This window comes from Paenirhodobacter enshiensis (genome assembly GCF_000740785.1).
Classification (GTDB): domain Bacteria; phylum Pseudomonadota; class Alphaproteobacteria; order Rhodobacterales; family Rhodobacteraceae; genus Rhodobacter; species Rhodobacter enshiensis.
In genome coordinates this window covers 23995-37534 of the sequence record NZ_JFZB01000020.1, presented here as the reverse complement: position 1 = coordinate 37534, position 13540 = coordinate 23995, and the positions used below count along the sequence as shown (strand labels likewise).

Below are 13540 nucleotides of genomic sequence, written 5' to 3'. Positions count from 1 at the left end.
CGGAATGATTTCCCCGTCCGCGGGTGCAAGGCGCCGCCTCGCCCCGTGAAAACAAAAGAAGATCTTCGACCGACAAGGGGGAATTTCATGAAACGCATTCTGGCGGCCGTCGTCGCGAGTTTTCTGGCCGTGGCACCGGCTCTGGCCGATCCGGTCGCCGGCGGGCGGGCGAATGTCGTCATCCAGCCCGAACCGCCGAGCCTGATGCTCGGCCTCGTGCAGAACGCTCCGGCCCAGCAGGTGGCGGGCAACATCTACGAAGGGTTGCTGCGCTACGACACCAAACTGAACCCGATGCCCTCGCTGGCGAAAAGCTGGGAGGTTTCGGACGACGGGCTGACCTATACCTTCCACCTCCAGCACGGGGTGAAGTGGCACGACGGACAGCCGTTCTCGGCCGATGACGTGGTGTTCAGCGCCGACGTGTTCCTGCGCAAGACCCATCCGCGGTTCCGCGCCGTCCTTGATCACGTCGAGAGCATCACCGCCCCCGACGCCGATACCGTGGTGTTCCGGCTGAAATCGCCCTTCGGTCCGTTCCTGAACAGTTTCGAGGTCGGCTCGATGCCGATCGTGCCGAAGCACATCTACGAAGGCACCGATTTCGCCACCAACCCGGCCAACAACACCCCCATCGGCACCGGCCCGTTCAAGTTCGCCGAATGGGTCAAGGGCTCTTATATCAAGCTGGTGAAGAACCCCGATTACTGGGATCAGGGCAAGCCGTACCTCGATGAGGTTTACTGGCACGTGATCCCCGATGCCGCCTCGCGCGCGGTGGCCTACGAGACCGGACAGGTCGACATCCTGCCCGCCGGCTCGATCGAGAATTTCGACATCGACCGGGTGAAGGAGCTGCCCGATACCTGCATCACCCAGTCCGGCTGGGAGTTCTTCGGCCCGCAGTCCTGGGTGTGGCTGAACAACCGTCAGGGCCCGACCGCAAGCAAGGAATTCCGTCAGGCGATCATGTATGCGCTCGACCGCGAATTCATCCGCGATTCGCTGTTCAACGGTCTCGGGCAGATCCCGAACGGGCCCTTCGCCGGCTCCACGCGCTACAACGACACCGATCTGAAGCCCTGGCCCTACGATCCGAAGAAGGCGAAGGAGCTGGTCAAGGCCTCGGGCTACAAGGGCGAGGTGCTGAAGCTCGTGCCGATGCCCTATGGCGAGACCTGGATGCGCCTCGCCGAGGTCATCAAGCAGAACCTCGCCGATGTCGGGATCAAGGTCGAGATCGTCTCGACCGACGTGGCGGGCTGGAATCAGCATCTGTCGGACTGGGATTTCGATCTGTCGACGACCTATCTGTATCAGTATGGCGATCCGGCGCTCGGCGTCTCGCGCAGCTACGTGTCGGGCAACATCAAGAAGGGTTCGCCCTGGAACAACGTCGAGGGTTATTCCAACCCGAAGGTCGACGCGCTGTTCGACAAGGGCGCGGGCACCGTCGATCCGGCCGAACGCAAGGCCGCCTATGACGAGGTGCAGAAGATCCTCGTCGATGACGTGCCCAACGCCTGGCTTCTCGACATGGGGATGCCGACGATCAGCCGCTGCTCGGTCAAGGATCTCGTCACCACGGGCATCGGCCTGAACGACGGGTTCAAGAACGCCTGGATCCAGAAGTGACCCCGTTCCCCGGTGCGCCTGCCGCGCGCCGGGGACTTTCATGCGCGGAACGACATTCATGAAGATCGCTACCCGTATCGCCGCCCGGCTGGCCAAGGCAGCCGTGGTGCTGCTGGCCATTCTGGTGCTGAATTTCCTGCTGATCCATGCCGCGCCGGGCGATCCGGCGGTGGTGATGGCCGGCGAGGCCGGGGCCACCGACGACGTGTTCCTGGCGCAGCTGCGCGAGAAATTCGGCCTCGATCAGCCGCTTTACATGCAGCTTGGCAAATATGTCTGGGATGTGCTGCATCTCGATCTCGGCTTTTCCTATCGCCAGCAGATGCCGGTGTTCGATCTGCTGATGGACCGGCTTCCGGCCACGCTCTTGCTGACCGGATCGGCCTTCGCGGTGTCGCTGATCCTCGGCGTCGCGGCGGGGGTGCTGGCGGCGTCGCGGGTGGGCAAGTGGTCCGACACGCTGATCTCCACGGTGGCGCTGCTGTTTTACGCCACGCCGCTGTTCTGGGCGGCGCTGATGGGGGTGCTGCTGTTCTCGGTGGTGCTGGGCTGGCTGCCGCCCTTCGGCTACGAGACGGTTGGGTCGGGCTTCACGGGGATGCGCCGCGCGCTCGACATCGCGCAGCATCTGGCGCTGCCGGCGCTGTCGCTCGGTCTGTTCTTCATGGCGGTCTATTCGCGCATGACCCGGGCCTCGATGCTCGAGGTGGCGCAGCTCGATTTCGTCAAGACCGCGCGCGCGAAGGGGCTGTCGCGCGGCGTGATCGAGCGGCGTCATATCCTGCGCAACGCGCTGTTGCCGATCGTGACGCTGGCGGGGTTGCAGGCCGGCCAGCTGGTCGGCGGCGCGGTGCTGACCGAAACCGTCTTCGCCTGGCCCGGCATCGGCCGGCTGATGTTCGAGGCGCTGACACAGCGCGATTACAACGTGCTGCTCGGGGTGTTCTTCGTCTCGGCGGCGATGGTGATCGTGTTCAACCTGATCACCGATCTGATCTACGGGATCGTCGATCCCCGGATCCGCGCGCAGTGACCGCGGCGCAGTGACAGGGCAAGGAGATTTGCGATGAAAGATTTCTGGCACCGTTTCCGCGCCAACAAGGGCGGGATCGTCGGTCTGGTGCTGCTGGCGGCGATCGTGGCGGTCGCGCTGCTGGCGCCGATGCTGTTTCCGGGCAACCCGTGGAAGATGGTGGCACGCCCCTTCGTGCCGCCGTTCGAGGGGATGAAATTCCCGCTCGGCACCGATACGGTCGGGCGCAACGTGGCGGCGGGGCTTGCCTATGGCGGGCGGGTGTCGCTGCTGGTGGGGCTGGTCTCGACGCTCGCCGCGCTGCTGATCGGCATCCCGGTGGGGGCGCTCGCGGGCTATTTCGGCGGCCGCATCGACGACCTTCTGATGCGCGTGACCGAGTTCTTCCAGACCGTGCCGAGCTTCGCCCTCGCCATCGTGATCGTGGCGATCTTCCAGCCCTCGGTGGTGTCGATCACGCTTGCCATCGGCATCGTGTCCTGGCCGCCGGTGGCGCGGCTGGTGCGCGGCGAGGTGATGTCGCTGCGCCAGCGCGAATATATCGAGGCGGCGATCTTGCAGGGCCTGTCGACGCCGGCGATCATCTTGCGCCAGATCCTGCCCAACGCGGTCTCGCCGATCATCGTGATGGCCTCGCTGATGGTGGCCTCGGCGATCTTGCTGGAAAGCTCGCTGTCGTTTCTGGGGCTGGGCGATCCCAACCTGATGAGCTGGGGTTACATGATCGGCGCGGCGCGCACGGTGATCCGTCAGGCGTGGTGGCTGTCGCTGTTCCCGGGCGTGGCGATCGTGCTGACGGTGCTGGCGCTGAACCTGATCGGCGAAAGCCTGAATGACGCGCTGAACCCGCGCCTGTCGCGCCGGAGGAGCTGAGATGGACACCAATCCCACCCTGAGCATCGAGCATCTGACCGTCGATCTGCCCGAGGGCGCCGACCGGCCGCACGCGATCCGCGACGTCTCGTTGCAGCTGTGGCCGGGGCGCACGCTTTGCATCGTGGGCGAATCCGGCTCTGGCAAGTCGATGTCGGCGAATGCGGTCATGGGGCTGTTGCCCAAGGGCGTGAGCGTCGGCGCCGGCCGCATCCTGTTCGGCGGCCGCGACATCACCCATCTGAGCGAGGCGCAGTATCAGGACCTTCGCGGTCAGGGCATCGCGATGATCTTCCAGGAGCCGATGACCGCGCTCAACCCGCTGATGCGGATCGGCGCGCAGATCGCCGAGGTGTTCGAGGCCCACGGCCGCCTCGCGCCGTCCGAACGCGCGGCGCGGGCGCTGCACTTGCTGCGCGAGGTCGGCATCCCCGATCCCGAGCGCGCCCAGTTCGCCTATCCGTTCCAGCTCTCGGGCGGGCAGCGGCAGCGCGTGGTGATCGCGATGGCGCTGGCGCTGGAGCCGCGGGTGCTGATCGCGGATGAGCCGACGACCGCCCTCGATGTCACCACGCAGGCGCAGATCCTGCGCCTCATCAAGGACCTGCAGACCCGTCACGGGATGGCGGTGATGTTCGTCACCCATGATTTCGGCGTCGTGGCCGAGATCGCCGATGACGTCGCGGTGATCGAACTGGGCGAGCTGGTCGAGCAGGGCCCGGCCGAAAAGGTGCTGAAGGCGCCCGATCACCCCTATACCCGACGGCTGATCGCCGCGATCCCGACGGTCGAGTTCCGCGACGAACCGGCGCGCGCGGTGCCGCTGCTGCGGGTGCGCGATCTGGTCAAGGAATTCCGCACCGGGGCGCGGGTGGTGAAGGCGTCGGATCACGTCACGCTCGATCTGATGCGGGGCGAGACGCTGGGGATCGTGGGCGAATCCGGTTCCGGCAAGTCGACGCTCGGGCGCGCGATCGTGCAGCTCGTCAAACCCGATTCCGGCACGATCGAGATGGACGGCAAGGATATCTCGCATCTTCAGGGGCCGGCGCTGCGCGCGCATCGCAAGCGCATCCAGATGATCTTTCAAGATCCCTATGCCTCGCTCAATCCGCGCGCGCGCATCGGCCGCATCCTGACCGAGGGCCCCATCGCCCACGGCCGCCCCCGCGCCGAGGCCGAGGCCCGCGCGCGCGAGCTGCTGGCCCTCGTCGGGCTGAAGGACTCGGCGATGGAGCGTTTCCCGCACGAATTCTCGGGCGGTCAGCGCCAGCGCATCGGCATCGCCCGGGCGCTCGCGCTCGAACCCGAGATCATCGTCGCCGACGAGGCGGTCTCGGCGCTCGATGTCTCGGTTCAGGCGCAGGTGCTCGATCTGCTCGAGGATCTGAAGCGGCGGCTCGGTCTGACCTTGCTGTTCGTCACCCACGATCTGCGCGTCGCGGGCAAGATCTGCGACCGGATCGCGGTGATGCAGAAGGGGCGCGTGGTCGAGCTCGGATCCGTCGAACAGGTGTTCCGCCACCCGCGCGAGGCCTATACGCGCAGCCTGCTCGATGCCGCGCCGGGGCTGGAGGTGCAGCCATGAGCGATCTTCTGGCCGATCTGGCGCAGATCGTCGGCGCGGGTCATGTGCTGACGGGGGCGGAAACCGCGCCCTGGGACAGCGACTGGACCGGGCATTACCGCGGGGCGCCGCTGGCCGTGGTGCGCCCGGCCGACCGCGACGAGGTGGCGGCGGTGCTGCGCCTCGCGGCCGCGCAGGGCGTGGCGGTGGTGCCGGTTTCGGGCAACACCGGGCTGAACGGCGGGGCGCTCGGCGCGGGGGCGATCGCGCTGTCGCTCGGGCGGCTGAACCGGCTGCGCGAGATCCGCGCGGACGCGCGCATCGCGGTGGTCGAGGCCGGGGTGATCGTCGATGCGCTGAACGCGGCCGCGGCGGAACAGGGGCTGATGTTCCCGCTGTCCTTCGGTGCCTCGGGCTCGGCGATGATCGGCGGGGTGCTGTCGACCAATGCGGGCGGGGCGAATGTGCTGCGCTACGGCAATACCCGCGATCTGTGTCTCGGCGTCGAGGTGGTTCTGGCCGACGGCCGGGTGATGGATCTGATGACGGCGCTGCACAAGAACAACGCCGGCTTCGATCTGCGCGATCTGGTGATCGGCGCCGAGGGGCAGCTCGGCATCATCACCGCGGCGGTGCTGAAGCTGCATCCGCTGCCGGCGACGGTGGTCACCGCGATGGTGGCGATGGAGACGCTCGATCCCGCCTCGGGGCTGCTGAACGCGTTGCAGGATGCCTCGGGCAATGCCGTCGTCGCCTTCGAGTTCATGCCGCGCAGCTTCGTCGAGGGCTATCTGGAGATCGCCCCCGACAGCCGCGAACCCTTCGACGCCCCCCATCCCGTCAACCTGCTGGTCGAGCTTGCCGCGCCGCAGCCGGGCGAGGGGCCGGGCGCGGCGCTCGAATCCGTGCTGGCGGCGGCGATGGAGGCGGGCACCGTCACCGATGCGGTGATCGCCCAGAACGAGACGCAGCGGCGCCAGATGTGGGCCCGGCGCGAGGCGGCGGCGGAAATCTCGTTCCGCCGGAACCCGGTGATCGACACCGACATTGCCGTGCCGCGCGACCTGGTGGCGGACTACCTGCGCCGGATCGGGCCGCGTCTTCAGGCCCGCGATCCGGGCTGCGGGCTGATGTCGGTGGCGCATCTGGGCGACGGCAACATCCATTACACCTGCTATCCGACGCGCGACGACCCCGCCCTGATGGCCGATCTGCGCGCCGAGATCGACGCGCTGGCGATGGAGCTGAACGGCACCTTCTCGGCCGAGCACGGGGTGGGGCTGTCGAAGCTCGCCCCGATGGCGCGATACAAGGATCCGGTGGCGCTCGACGTGATGCGGGCGATCAAGGCGGCGCTGGACCCGCAGGGCATTCTCAATCCCGGCAAGACGCTTCCCCCCGCCGGGGCCAACAGGACAGGAGACTGACATGAAGGTCTTTTTCGACGAACGCCAGCGGCTGCACGATCCGCGCTTCCGGTTGCAGGACGGCAAGGTGGTGCTGAACCCCGACCGCCCCGACCGCGTGGCAGAGCTGTTGCGCGGCGCCCGGGCGGCGGGCCTGACGCCCGAGCCGAGCACCGATCACGGGATGGCGCCGCTCGCCGCGCTGCACACGCCGCGCTATCTGTCGTTCCTGCGCACGATCTATGACCGCCGGCTGGCCGAAGTGCCGGACCTCGCCGAGGTCGTGCCGGGCCGCATCGTCCCCGAGCGCGCCCGGGTCTACGGCTGGCAGACCGAGGCGCAGATCGGTTACCACAACACCGATACCTCCTGCCCGATCTCGGCGAAAAGCTGGGATGCGATCTACTGGTCGGCACAGACCGCGCTCAGCGGCGCCGACGAAATCCTGTCGGGCGCGCGCCGCGCCTATGCGCTGTCGCGCCCCTCGGGCCATCATGCCTATCGTGAGGTCGCGGGCGGGTTCTGCTTCCTCAACAACAGCGGCATCGCGGCGGAATATCTGCGCGCGCGCGGCCATCGCCCGGCGATCCTCGACATCGACGTGCATCACGGCAACGGCACGCAGGGGATCTTCTACGAACGCGACGACGTGCTGACGATCTCGCTGCATGTCGATCCCGAACAGTTCTACCCGTATTATTCCGGCGGCGCGCAGGAATGCGGCGCGGCGGCGGGGATCGGCTACAACCTGAACCTGCCGCTCGCGCGCGGCACCGATACCGAGGGCTATCTGGCCGCGCTCGACCGCGCACTCGATCAGATCGCCTGTTTCGGGGCCTCGGTCGTGGTGGTGGCGCAGGGGCTCGACGCGCATGAGGACGATCCGTTCCACGGCCTCGGCGTGACCACGGCGGGGTTCGCACGCATCGGCCGCGCCATCGCGGGCCTCGGCCTGCCGGTGCTGAGCGTGCAGGAAGGCGGTTACATGCAGCCGGGCCTGCACGCCAATCTGACCAGCCTGCTCGAAGGGCTGCAATCGGCCTGACCGGCGTTCGGGTTCGGGCTGGCCGCGTCCGGGGCATTGCTCCGGGCGCGGCTTCTGGCTGCCTGCCTCATGAGATAACCTTTTCGCATCATAGGCATAGCCTGCACCTATTTGCACTCTGGCGGCGCCGGTGCTTGTCTTCGGGTGACGGAGAGACCCCCTCCCGCCCGCTGCCTGCGCAAGGTGGCGACATCCGAAATTCCGAGCCCGAAGTTCCGAGGAGGTTTCCATGAGCTTTTCCCCCGATGCCCGCATCGACCTCGACCGCTACTGGTCCACGATCGAGCGTTCGGCCGAGATCGGCCCCGGCCGCGAGGGCGGTCTTGCCCGGCTGACGCTCACCGACAGCGACCGCGAGATGCGCGACCAGTTCGTCGCCTGGTGCGAAGACGCGGGCCTCACCGTCGAGATCGACGAGATGGGCACGATCTTCGGCCGGCGCGAGGGCACCGATCCGACCCTGCCGCCGGTCATCGTCGGCAGCCACCTCGACACCCAGATCAACGGCGGCCGGTTCGACGGCATCGTCGGCGTCCTCGGCGGGCTCGAGGTGATCCGCACGCTCAACGATCTGGGCCATGTCACCCGCCGCCCCATCGTCGTCGCCGACTGGACCAACGAGGAGGGCGCGCGCTTCTCGCCGCCGATGGTGGCCTCGGGGGTGTTCGTGGGCCGCTATGACGTGCAATGGGCGCACGATCTGGTCTCGGACGACGGGGCGCGCTTCGGCGACGAACTCGCCCGCATCGGCTACCGGGGCACGAAGCCCTGCCGCGCCGAACCCGGCGAGGTCGACGCCTATTTCGAGTTGCACATCGAACAGGGCCCGATCCTCGACGCCGAGGGGCGCGAGGTCGGCGTGGTCACCGGCGGCTATCCGAGCTACGGCATCCGCGTGCGCTTCGACGGCGAGACCGCCCATACCGGCCCGACGCCGATGGACCTGCGCCACAATGCGCTGATCGCGGGCGCCCGCTTCCTGACCGCGGTCGATGACATCGGCTGGGAGTTCGCGGTGCTCGACGGCAAGGCCACCGGCTCGCGCCTCGCCGCCTGGCCGAACAAGCCCGGCATCCTGTCCGAGACCGCGCAATGCGTCGCCGACGTGCGCCACCCCGACCCGATCACCGCCCGCGTCATGGCCGAGAAGATGCGCCGCGCCGCGCATGAGGCAGGCGCGCGCGCCGGCTGCTCGGTCACGGTCGAAGACGAATGGGCCTGGGGCGGCGACATCTTCGATCACGCCATGGTCGACGGCATCCGCGCCGAGGCGATCCGCCAGCGCTGGAACTGGCGCGACATCGAGGCCCAGGCCGGCCATGACGCCTATCACATGGCGATGCGCTTCCCGACGGCGATGATCTTCACCCCCTGCAAGGGCGGCATCACCCACAACAACAACGAAAGCTGCACCCCCGAGGATCTGCGCGCCGGTGCCAACCTGCTGCTGCACGCCGTGGTGCAGCGCGCCGACCGCTGAGGCGCGGCGCTACATCATCTCCGGGTAAAGGGTCAGAAGTTCCTCGATCAGGTCGATGAACTTCTGCTCCGGCGCGGTGGGCGGATTGGCGGGGCTGTAGACGAGGAACACGTCCGCCCCGAGCGGCCGGTCGGTCAGCCGCAGCGGCCACAGCTGCCCCGCCATGCGCTCGCCGCTGACCGAGGGCGCGGGCAGGATGCCGATGCCCAGCCCGGAGACGATCATCCGCTGCACCTCCTCGAGGTCATGGCTCGATCCGCTGATCCGGCTGCCAAGGCCGAGCCCCTCGCGCAGCATGATCATCGGCTCCAGCCCCATGCCCTCGGTGGCGCAGCTGAAGGCAACGAAGGGCTCTTGCTGCAACTCGTGGGCGCTGACCTCGGTGCGGCCGTAAAGCGGATGCTCGGCGCCGCAGAAGATGCCGAATTCCTCGCGGAACAGATGCCGGCAGGTCAGATTTATCAGCGGCTTGGTCAGCAGGCAGATGCCTAGGCCCGCCTTCTCGGCACCGATCCGGCGCACCGTCTCGGCCGAGTTCTGCACCTCGATCCGCCAGGTGATCGAGGGGTGGCGCTGATGATACAGCCGCAGCGCCTCGTCGAGCAGCGGCGAATGCAGATGGCTGATGACGCTCAGTCGCAGCTCACCGAAGTCCTCGTCATTGCCGTCCTCGCTCAGCACGCCGATCCGGTCGACGGCGCGCAGAATCTCGGCGCATTCCTGATAGATCTTCTCGCCGCGCAGGGTCAGCGCGAAATGCCGGCTGCCGCGGAAGATCAGCTGACAGCCAAGCTGTTCTTCCAGCTTCTGCAACGCCAGACTGACCGAGGGCTGGCTCATGTTCAGCCGCTTCGCGGCGCGCGTCAGCCCCTTTTCCTCGGCGATGACGCAAAAGCTGCGCAGCAGGTTCCAGTTCAGATCGGATGTGACAAGTCGCTTGGGCATGGCAGGGATCCTCGTGTCTCGCCCCGTCCTAGCATGGATTTGCCGGGGCGACGTATAGGTTTTATCTATCTTTCAGATCGTCAGGAACGGCAAATGCCTCCTCAGCGGGCGATATCGCGAAATGATCCCGTCGTATCGCGCTGCGCGGCCGGCCTCCTCTGGCCGGACTATAGGGCAGGGCTATGGATGTCGCGCGCGCCCCGTTTCTTTCGATTCGCCGCAAATATCCCGGGGGTGAGGGCCGCAGGCCCGAGGGGGCAGAGCCCCCTCACCTTCCTTCCTGTGGGGCAGAGCCCCCCTTTTCTCCGAATTTCCGGCCGTGCCATGCGCCCGATTGACAACCTTTCCGCCGCGCGCGATGGTGCCCCCACGTCAGGGGAGTCCCGCCAAGGGGACTGAGAGGCTGACAGGGGGCAACCCCGGTGAAGCGACCCTTTGAACCTGACCCAGTTGACACTGGCGTAGGAAGACCGAAGGGTTCCCCCCGCATCCTCATCAGATGCGCGGTCCTTTCGGGCCGCGATGGCCCGCTGCGCCGATGGGCGTCAGGGCCGGACGGCCCCTTTCTGCCGATTGTTCATCCGGGTCTCATCGCGAGAGGAGACCGACATGAAGAACCAGACCACCCCCGCCGCCGGCAAACCGCATGGCATCACCACCGGCCCGCTGCCCGGATCGCGCAAGGTCCATGCCGCCGGCACGCTGCACCCCGTCCGCGTGCCGATGCGCGAGATTGCCGTGACCGGCGAGGCCCCTTTGACCGTCTATGACAGCTCGGGCCCCTATACCGATCCGACGGCCTCCATCGACATCGCGGCGGGCCTGCCCGACAGCCGCGGCGACTGGCAGCTCAACCGCGGCGACGTCGCCCCGGTCGCGGCGCGTCCGGTGCATCCGGCCGACAACGGCTTCGCCACCGGCACCCGTCTGACCCCCGCCTTCCCGCGTAGGGTCGAGCCGCTCCGCGCCACCGGCGGCCGCGCCGTCACCCAGCTCGCCTATGCCCGCGCCGGCATCGTCACCCCCGAGATGGAATTCGTCGCGATTCGCGAAAACGAGGGCCGCACCATTGCCCGCATCCGCGACGGCGAGGCCTTCGGCGCCGCGATCCCCGATCTCGTCACCCCCGAATTCGTCCGCGCCGAGATCGCCGCCGGCCGCGCCATCATCCCCGCGAACATCAACCACCGCGAGCTGGAACCGGTCATCATCGGGCGCAACTTCAAGGTGAAGATCAACGCCAACATCGGCAATTCGGCCGTCACCTCGGGGATGGAGGAAGAGGTCGAGAAGATGGTCTGGGCGATCCGCTGGGGCGCGGATACGGTGATGGACCTCTCGACCGGGCGCAACATCCACAACATCCGCGACTGGATCTTGCGCAACTCGCCGGTGCCGATCGGGACGGTGCCGCTCTATCAGGCGCTCGAGAAGGTCGGCGGCATCGCCGAGGACCTCACGTGGGAGATCTTCCGCGACACGCTGATCGAGCAGGCCGAGCAGGGGGTGGATTATTTCACCATCCACGCCGGGCTCAGGCTGCACATGATCCCGATGACCGCGCGCCGCGTCACCGGGATCGTCTCGCGCGGCGGCTCGATCATGGCGAAATGGTGCCTGACGCATCACCGCGAGAGCTTCCTTTACGAGCATTTCGACGAGATCTGCGACATCTGCCGCGCCTATGACGTGTCGTTCAGCCTGGGCGACGGGCTGCGGCCGGGCTCCATCGCCGACGCCAATGACGAGGCCCAGTTCGCCGAGCTGCGCACTCTGGGCGAGCTGACCAAGATCGCCTGGGCCAAGGATTGTCAGGTGATGATCGAGGGCCCCGGCCATGTGCCGATGCACAAGATCAAGGCCAACATGGACGAGCAGCTGAAGCACTGCCACGAGGCGCCGTTCTACACCCTCGGGCCGCTGACCACCGACATTGCGCCGGGCTACGATCACATCACCTCGGCGATCGGCGCGGCGATGATCGGCTGGTTCGGCACGGCGATGCTGTGCTACGTCACGCCGAAGGAACACCTCGGCCTGCCCGACCGCGACGACGTGAAGACCGGCGTGATCACCTACAAGCTCGCCGCCCATGCGGCCGACCTCGCCAAGGGCCACCCGGGCGCGCAGGCGCGTGACGATGCGCTCAGCCGGGCGCGGTTCGATTTCCGCTGGCAGGATCAGTTCAACCTCGGCCTCGATCCCGATACCGCCCGTTCGATGCACGACGAGACCCTGCCCGCCGAGGCCCACAAGGTGGCGCATTTCTGCTCGATGTGCGGGCCGAAGTTCTGCTCGATGAAGATCAGTCAGGACATCCGCGCCGAGGCCGAGAAGCGCGCCGGCATGGAACAGATGGCCGACCGCTTCCGCGCCGCGGGCGAGATCTACATCCCGGCCGAAGAAGCGGAGGCGGCGAAATGATCTCGGTTCTGGGATCGGGGGTGGCGGGGCTGTGCGCCGCCACCGCGCTGACCGAGGCCGGCCACGCCGTCGAGCTGATCGCGCCCGGGGATGCGCCCGCGCCCGCCTCGCGGCTGGCGGGGGGGATGCTCGCGCCGTTCTGCGAGGGCGAGGCCGCGCCCGAAACCATCGTCGTTCAGGGTCAGGCCGCCATCGGCTGGTGGCGCGAGCATACGCAAAGCTTCGTCGCCAGGGGCACGCTGGTCGTGGCGCCGCCGCGCGACAGCGCTGAAATCGACCGTTTCGCCCGCGCGACGCGGGCGCATCGTCTGGTGGTGCCGGGCGAGATCGAACCGGATCTGGCCGGGCGCTTCTCGCGCGGGTTGTTTTTCGACACCGAAGCCCATGTCACGCCGCGCCGGGCGCTGGTTGAGCTGCGCGAGGGGCTGATCGCGCGCGGGGTGCGGGTGCATGGCGGCGCGCCCTCGGGGCGGCTGACCGTCGATTGCCGCGGGCTCGCCTCGGCCGATTGTCTTGCCGATCTGCGCGGCGTGCGCGGCGAGATGGTCGAGCTGTTCACCCGAGAGGTGCATCTCTCGCGCCCGGTGCGGCTCTTGCATCCGCGGTTTCCCTGCTACGTCGTGCCGCGCGGCGAGGGGCTGTTCATGCTCGGCGCGACGATGGTCGAGACGGCGGACGCCGGCCCGATCACCGCGCGCGCCGCGATGGAGCTGCTGTCCGCCGCCTATACCCTGCACCCGGCGTTTGCCGAGGCGGAGATCGTCGCCACCGGCTCGGGCCTGCGCCCGTCGTTTCCCGACAACATCCCGCGCCTGCGCCGCGAGGGCGACCGCATCCACATGAACGGCATGTATCGCCACGGCTTCCTGATGGCGCCGGTGCTGGCGATGGAGCTCGTGCGGATGATCGGAGGCATGGATGCAGGAGGCGGCGATGCAGATTGAACTGAACGGCACCCGCATCGAGACCGAGGCCCCCACGCTCGCCGCGCTGATCGCCGAGCGCGGGCTTGACCCCGCGGCGGTGGCGACCGCGCTCGATGGCGCTTTCGTCGCCCGTGCGGCGCGCGCGGGCGCGCCCCTGATCCCCGGCGCCCGCGTCGAGGTCCTCTCCCCCATGCAAGGCGGTTAGC

Annotated in this window: 11 protein-coding genes; 10 read left to right on the top strand and 1 reads right to left on the bottom strand. The window is 67.9% G+C overall.

The annotated features are described in order from the left end of the window. Positions 1-87 precede the first annotated feature (87 nt). The 7 genes from CG50_RS10670 (at position 88) to CG50_RS10640 (ending at position 9039) form a co-directional block, all read left to right on the top strand. Positions 88-1635, top strand: coding sequence for an ABC transporter substrate-binding protein (locus CG50_RS10670; protein WP_036638055.1), 1548 nt, complete (start codon positions 88-90; stop codon positions 1633-1635). A gap of 40 nt (positions 1636-1675) precedes the next feature. After that, positions 1676-2668, top strand: a complete 993-nt coding sequence (locus CG50_RS10665; RefSeq protein ID WP_245615689.1) for an ABC transporter permease — start codon at positions 1676-1678, stop codon at positions 2666-2668. 33 nt (positions 2669-2701) lie between these two features. Continuing rightward, positions 2702-3541 (top strand): ABC transporter permease, encoded by an 840-nt coding sequence (locus CG50_RS10660; protein WP_036638051.1) that lies wholly within the window; start codon positions 2702-2704, stop codon positions 3539-3541. Between the two features lies 1 nt (position 3542). Beyond that, positions 3543-5129: an ABC transporter ATP-binding protein gene (locus CG50_RS10655; protein WP_036638048.1), complete on the top strand. Its 1587-nt coding sequence runs from the start codon at positions 3543-3545 to the stop codon at positions 5127-5129. After that, entirely contained in the window at positions 5126-6535 is a 1410-nt protein-coding gene (locus CG50_RS10650) for an FAD-binding oxidoreductase (protein ID WP_036638044.1), read from the top strand. Before CG50_RS10655 ends, CG50_RS10650 begins: the two co-directional genes overlap by 4 nt. 1 nt (position 6536) lies before the next feature. Beyond that, positions 6537-7559, top strand: a complete 1023-nt coding sequence (locus tag CG50_RS10645; RefSeq protein WP_036638042.1) for a histone deacetylase family protein — start codon at positions 6537-6539, stop codon at positions 7557-7559. A 229-nt stretch (positions 7560-7788) separates the two neighbouring features. Beyond that, a complete protein-coding gene (locus tag CG50_RS10640; RefSeq protein ID WP_036638040.1) occupies positions 7789-9039 on the top strand; it encodes a Zn-dependent hydrolase in 1251 nt (416 codons plus the stop codon). Between the two features lie 9 nt (positions 9040-9048). Here the strand turns inward: CG50_RS10640 and CG50_RS10635 are convergent, their stop codons facing one another. Further along, positions 9049-9984 carry a LysR family transcriptional regulator gene (locus CG50_RS10635; RefSeq protein ID WP_036638039.1) on the bottom strand — a complete coding sequence of 312 codons (936 nt, stop codon included), beginning with the start codon at positions 9982-9984 and terminating at the stop codon, positions 9049-9051. A gap of 609 nt (positions 9985-10593) precedes the next feature. Between CG50_RS10635 and thiC the strand changes: the two genes are divergently transcribed. From thiC to thiS, 3 genes are read left to right on the top strand one after another with little or no spacing between them, the layout of a single operon-like run. Beyond that, positions 10594-12408 (top strand): phosphomethylpyrimidine synthase ThiC, encoded by a 1815-nt coding sequence (gene thiC, locus CG50_RS10630; RefSeq protein ID WP_036638038.1) that lies wholly within the window; start codon positions 10594-10596, stop codon positions 12406-12408. Further along, complete coding sequence (locus CG50_RS10625) at positions 12405-13352, top strand: FAD-dependent oxidoreductase (protein ID WP_051909893.1); 948 nt, start codon at positions 12405-12407, stop codon at positions 13350-13352. The genes thiC and CG50_RS10625 overlap by 4 nt, the downstream gene beginning before the upstream one ends. Continuing rightward, positions 13342-13539: a sulfur carrier protein ThiS gene (gene thiS, locus CG50_RS10620; protein ID WP_036638129.1), complete on the top strand. Its 198-nt coding sequence runs from the start codon at positions 13342-13344 to the stop codon at positions 13537-13539. Before CG50_RS10625 ends, thiS begins: the two co-directional genes overlap by 11 nt. The last annotated feature ends 1 nt before the right edge of the window (position 13540 follow it).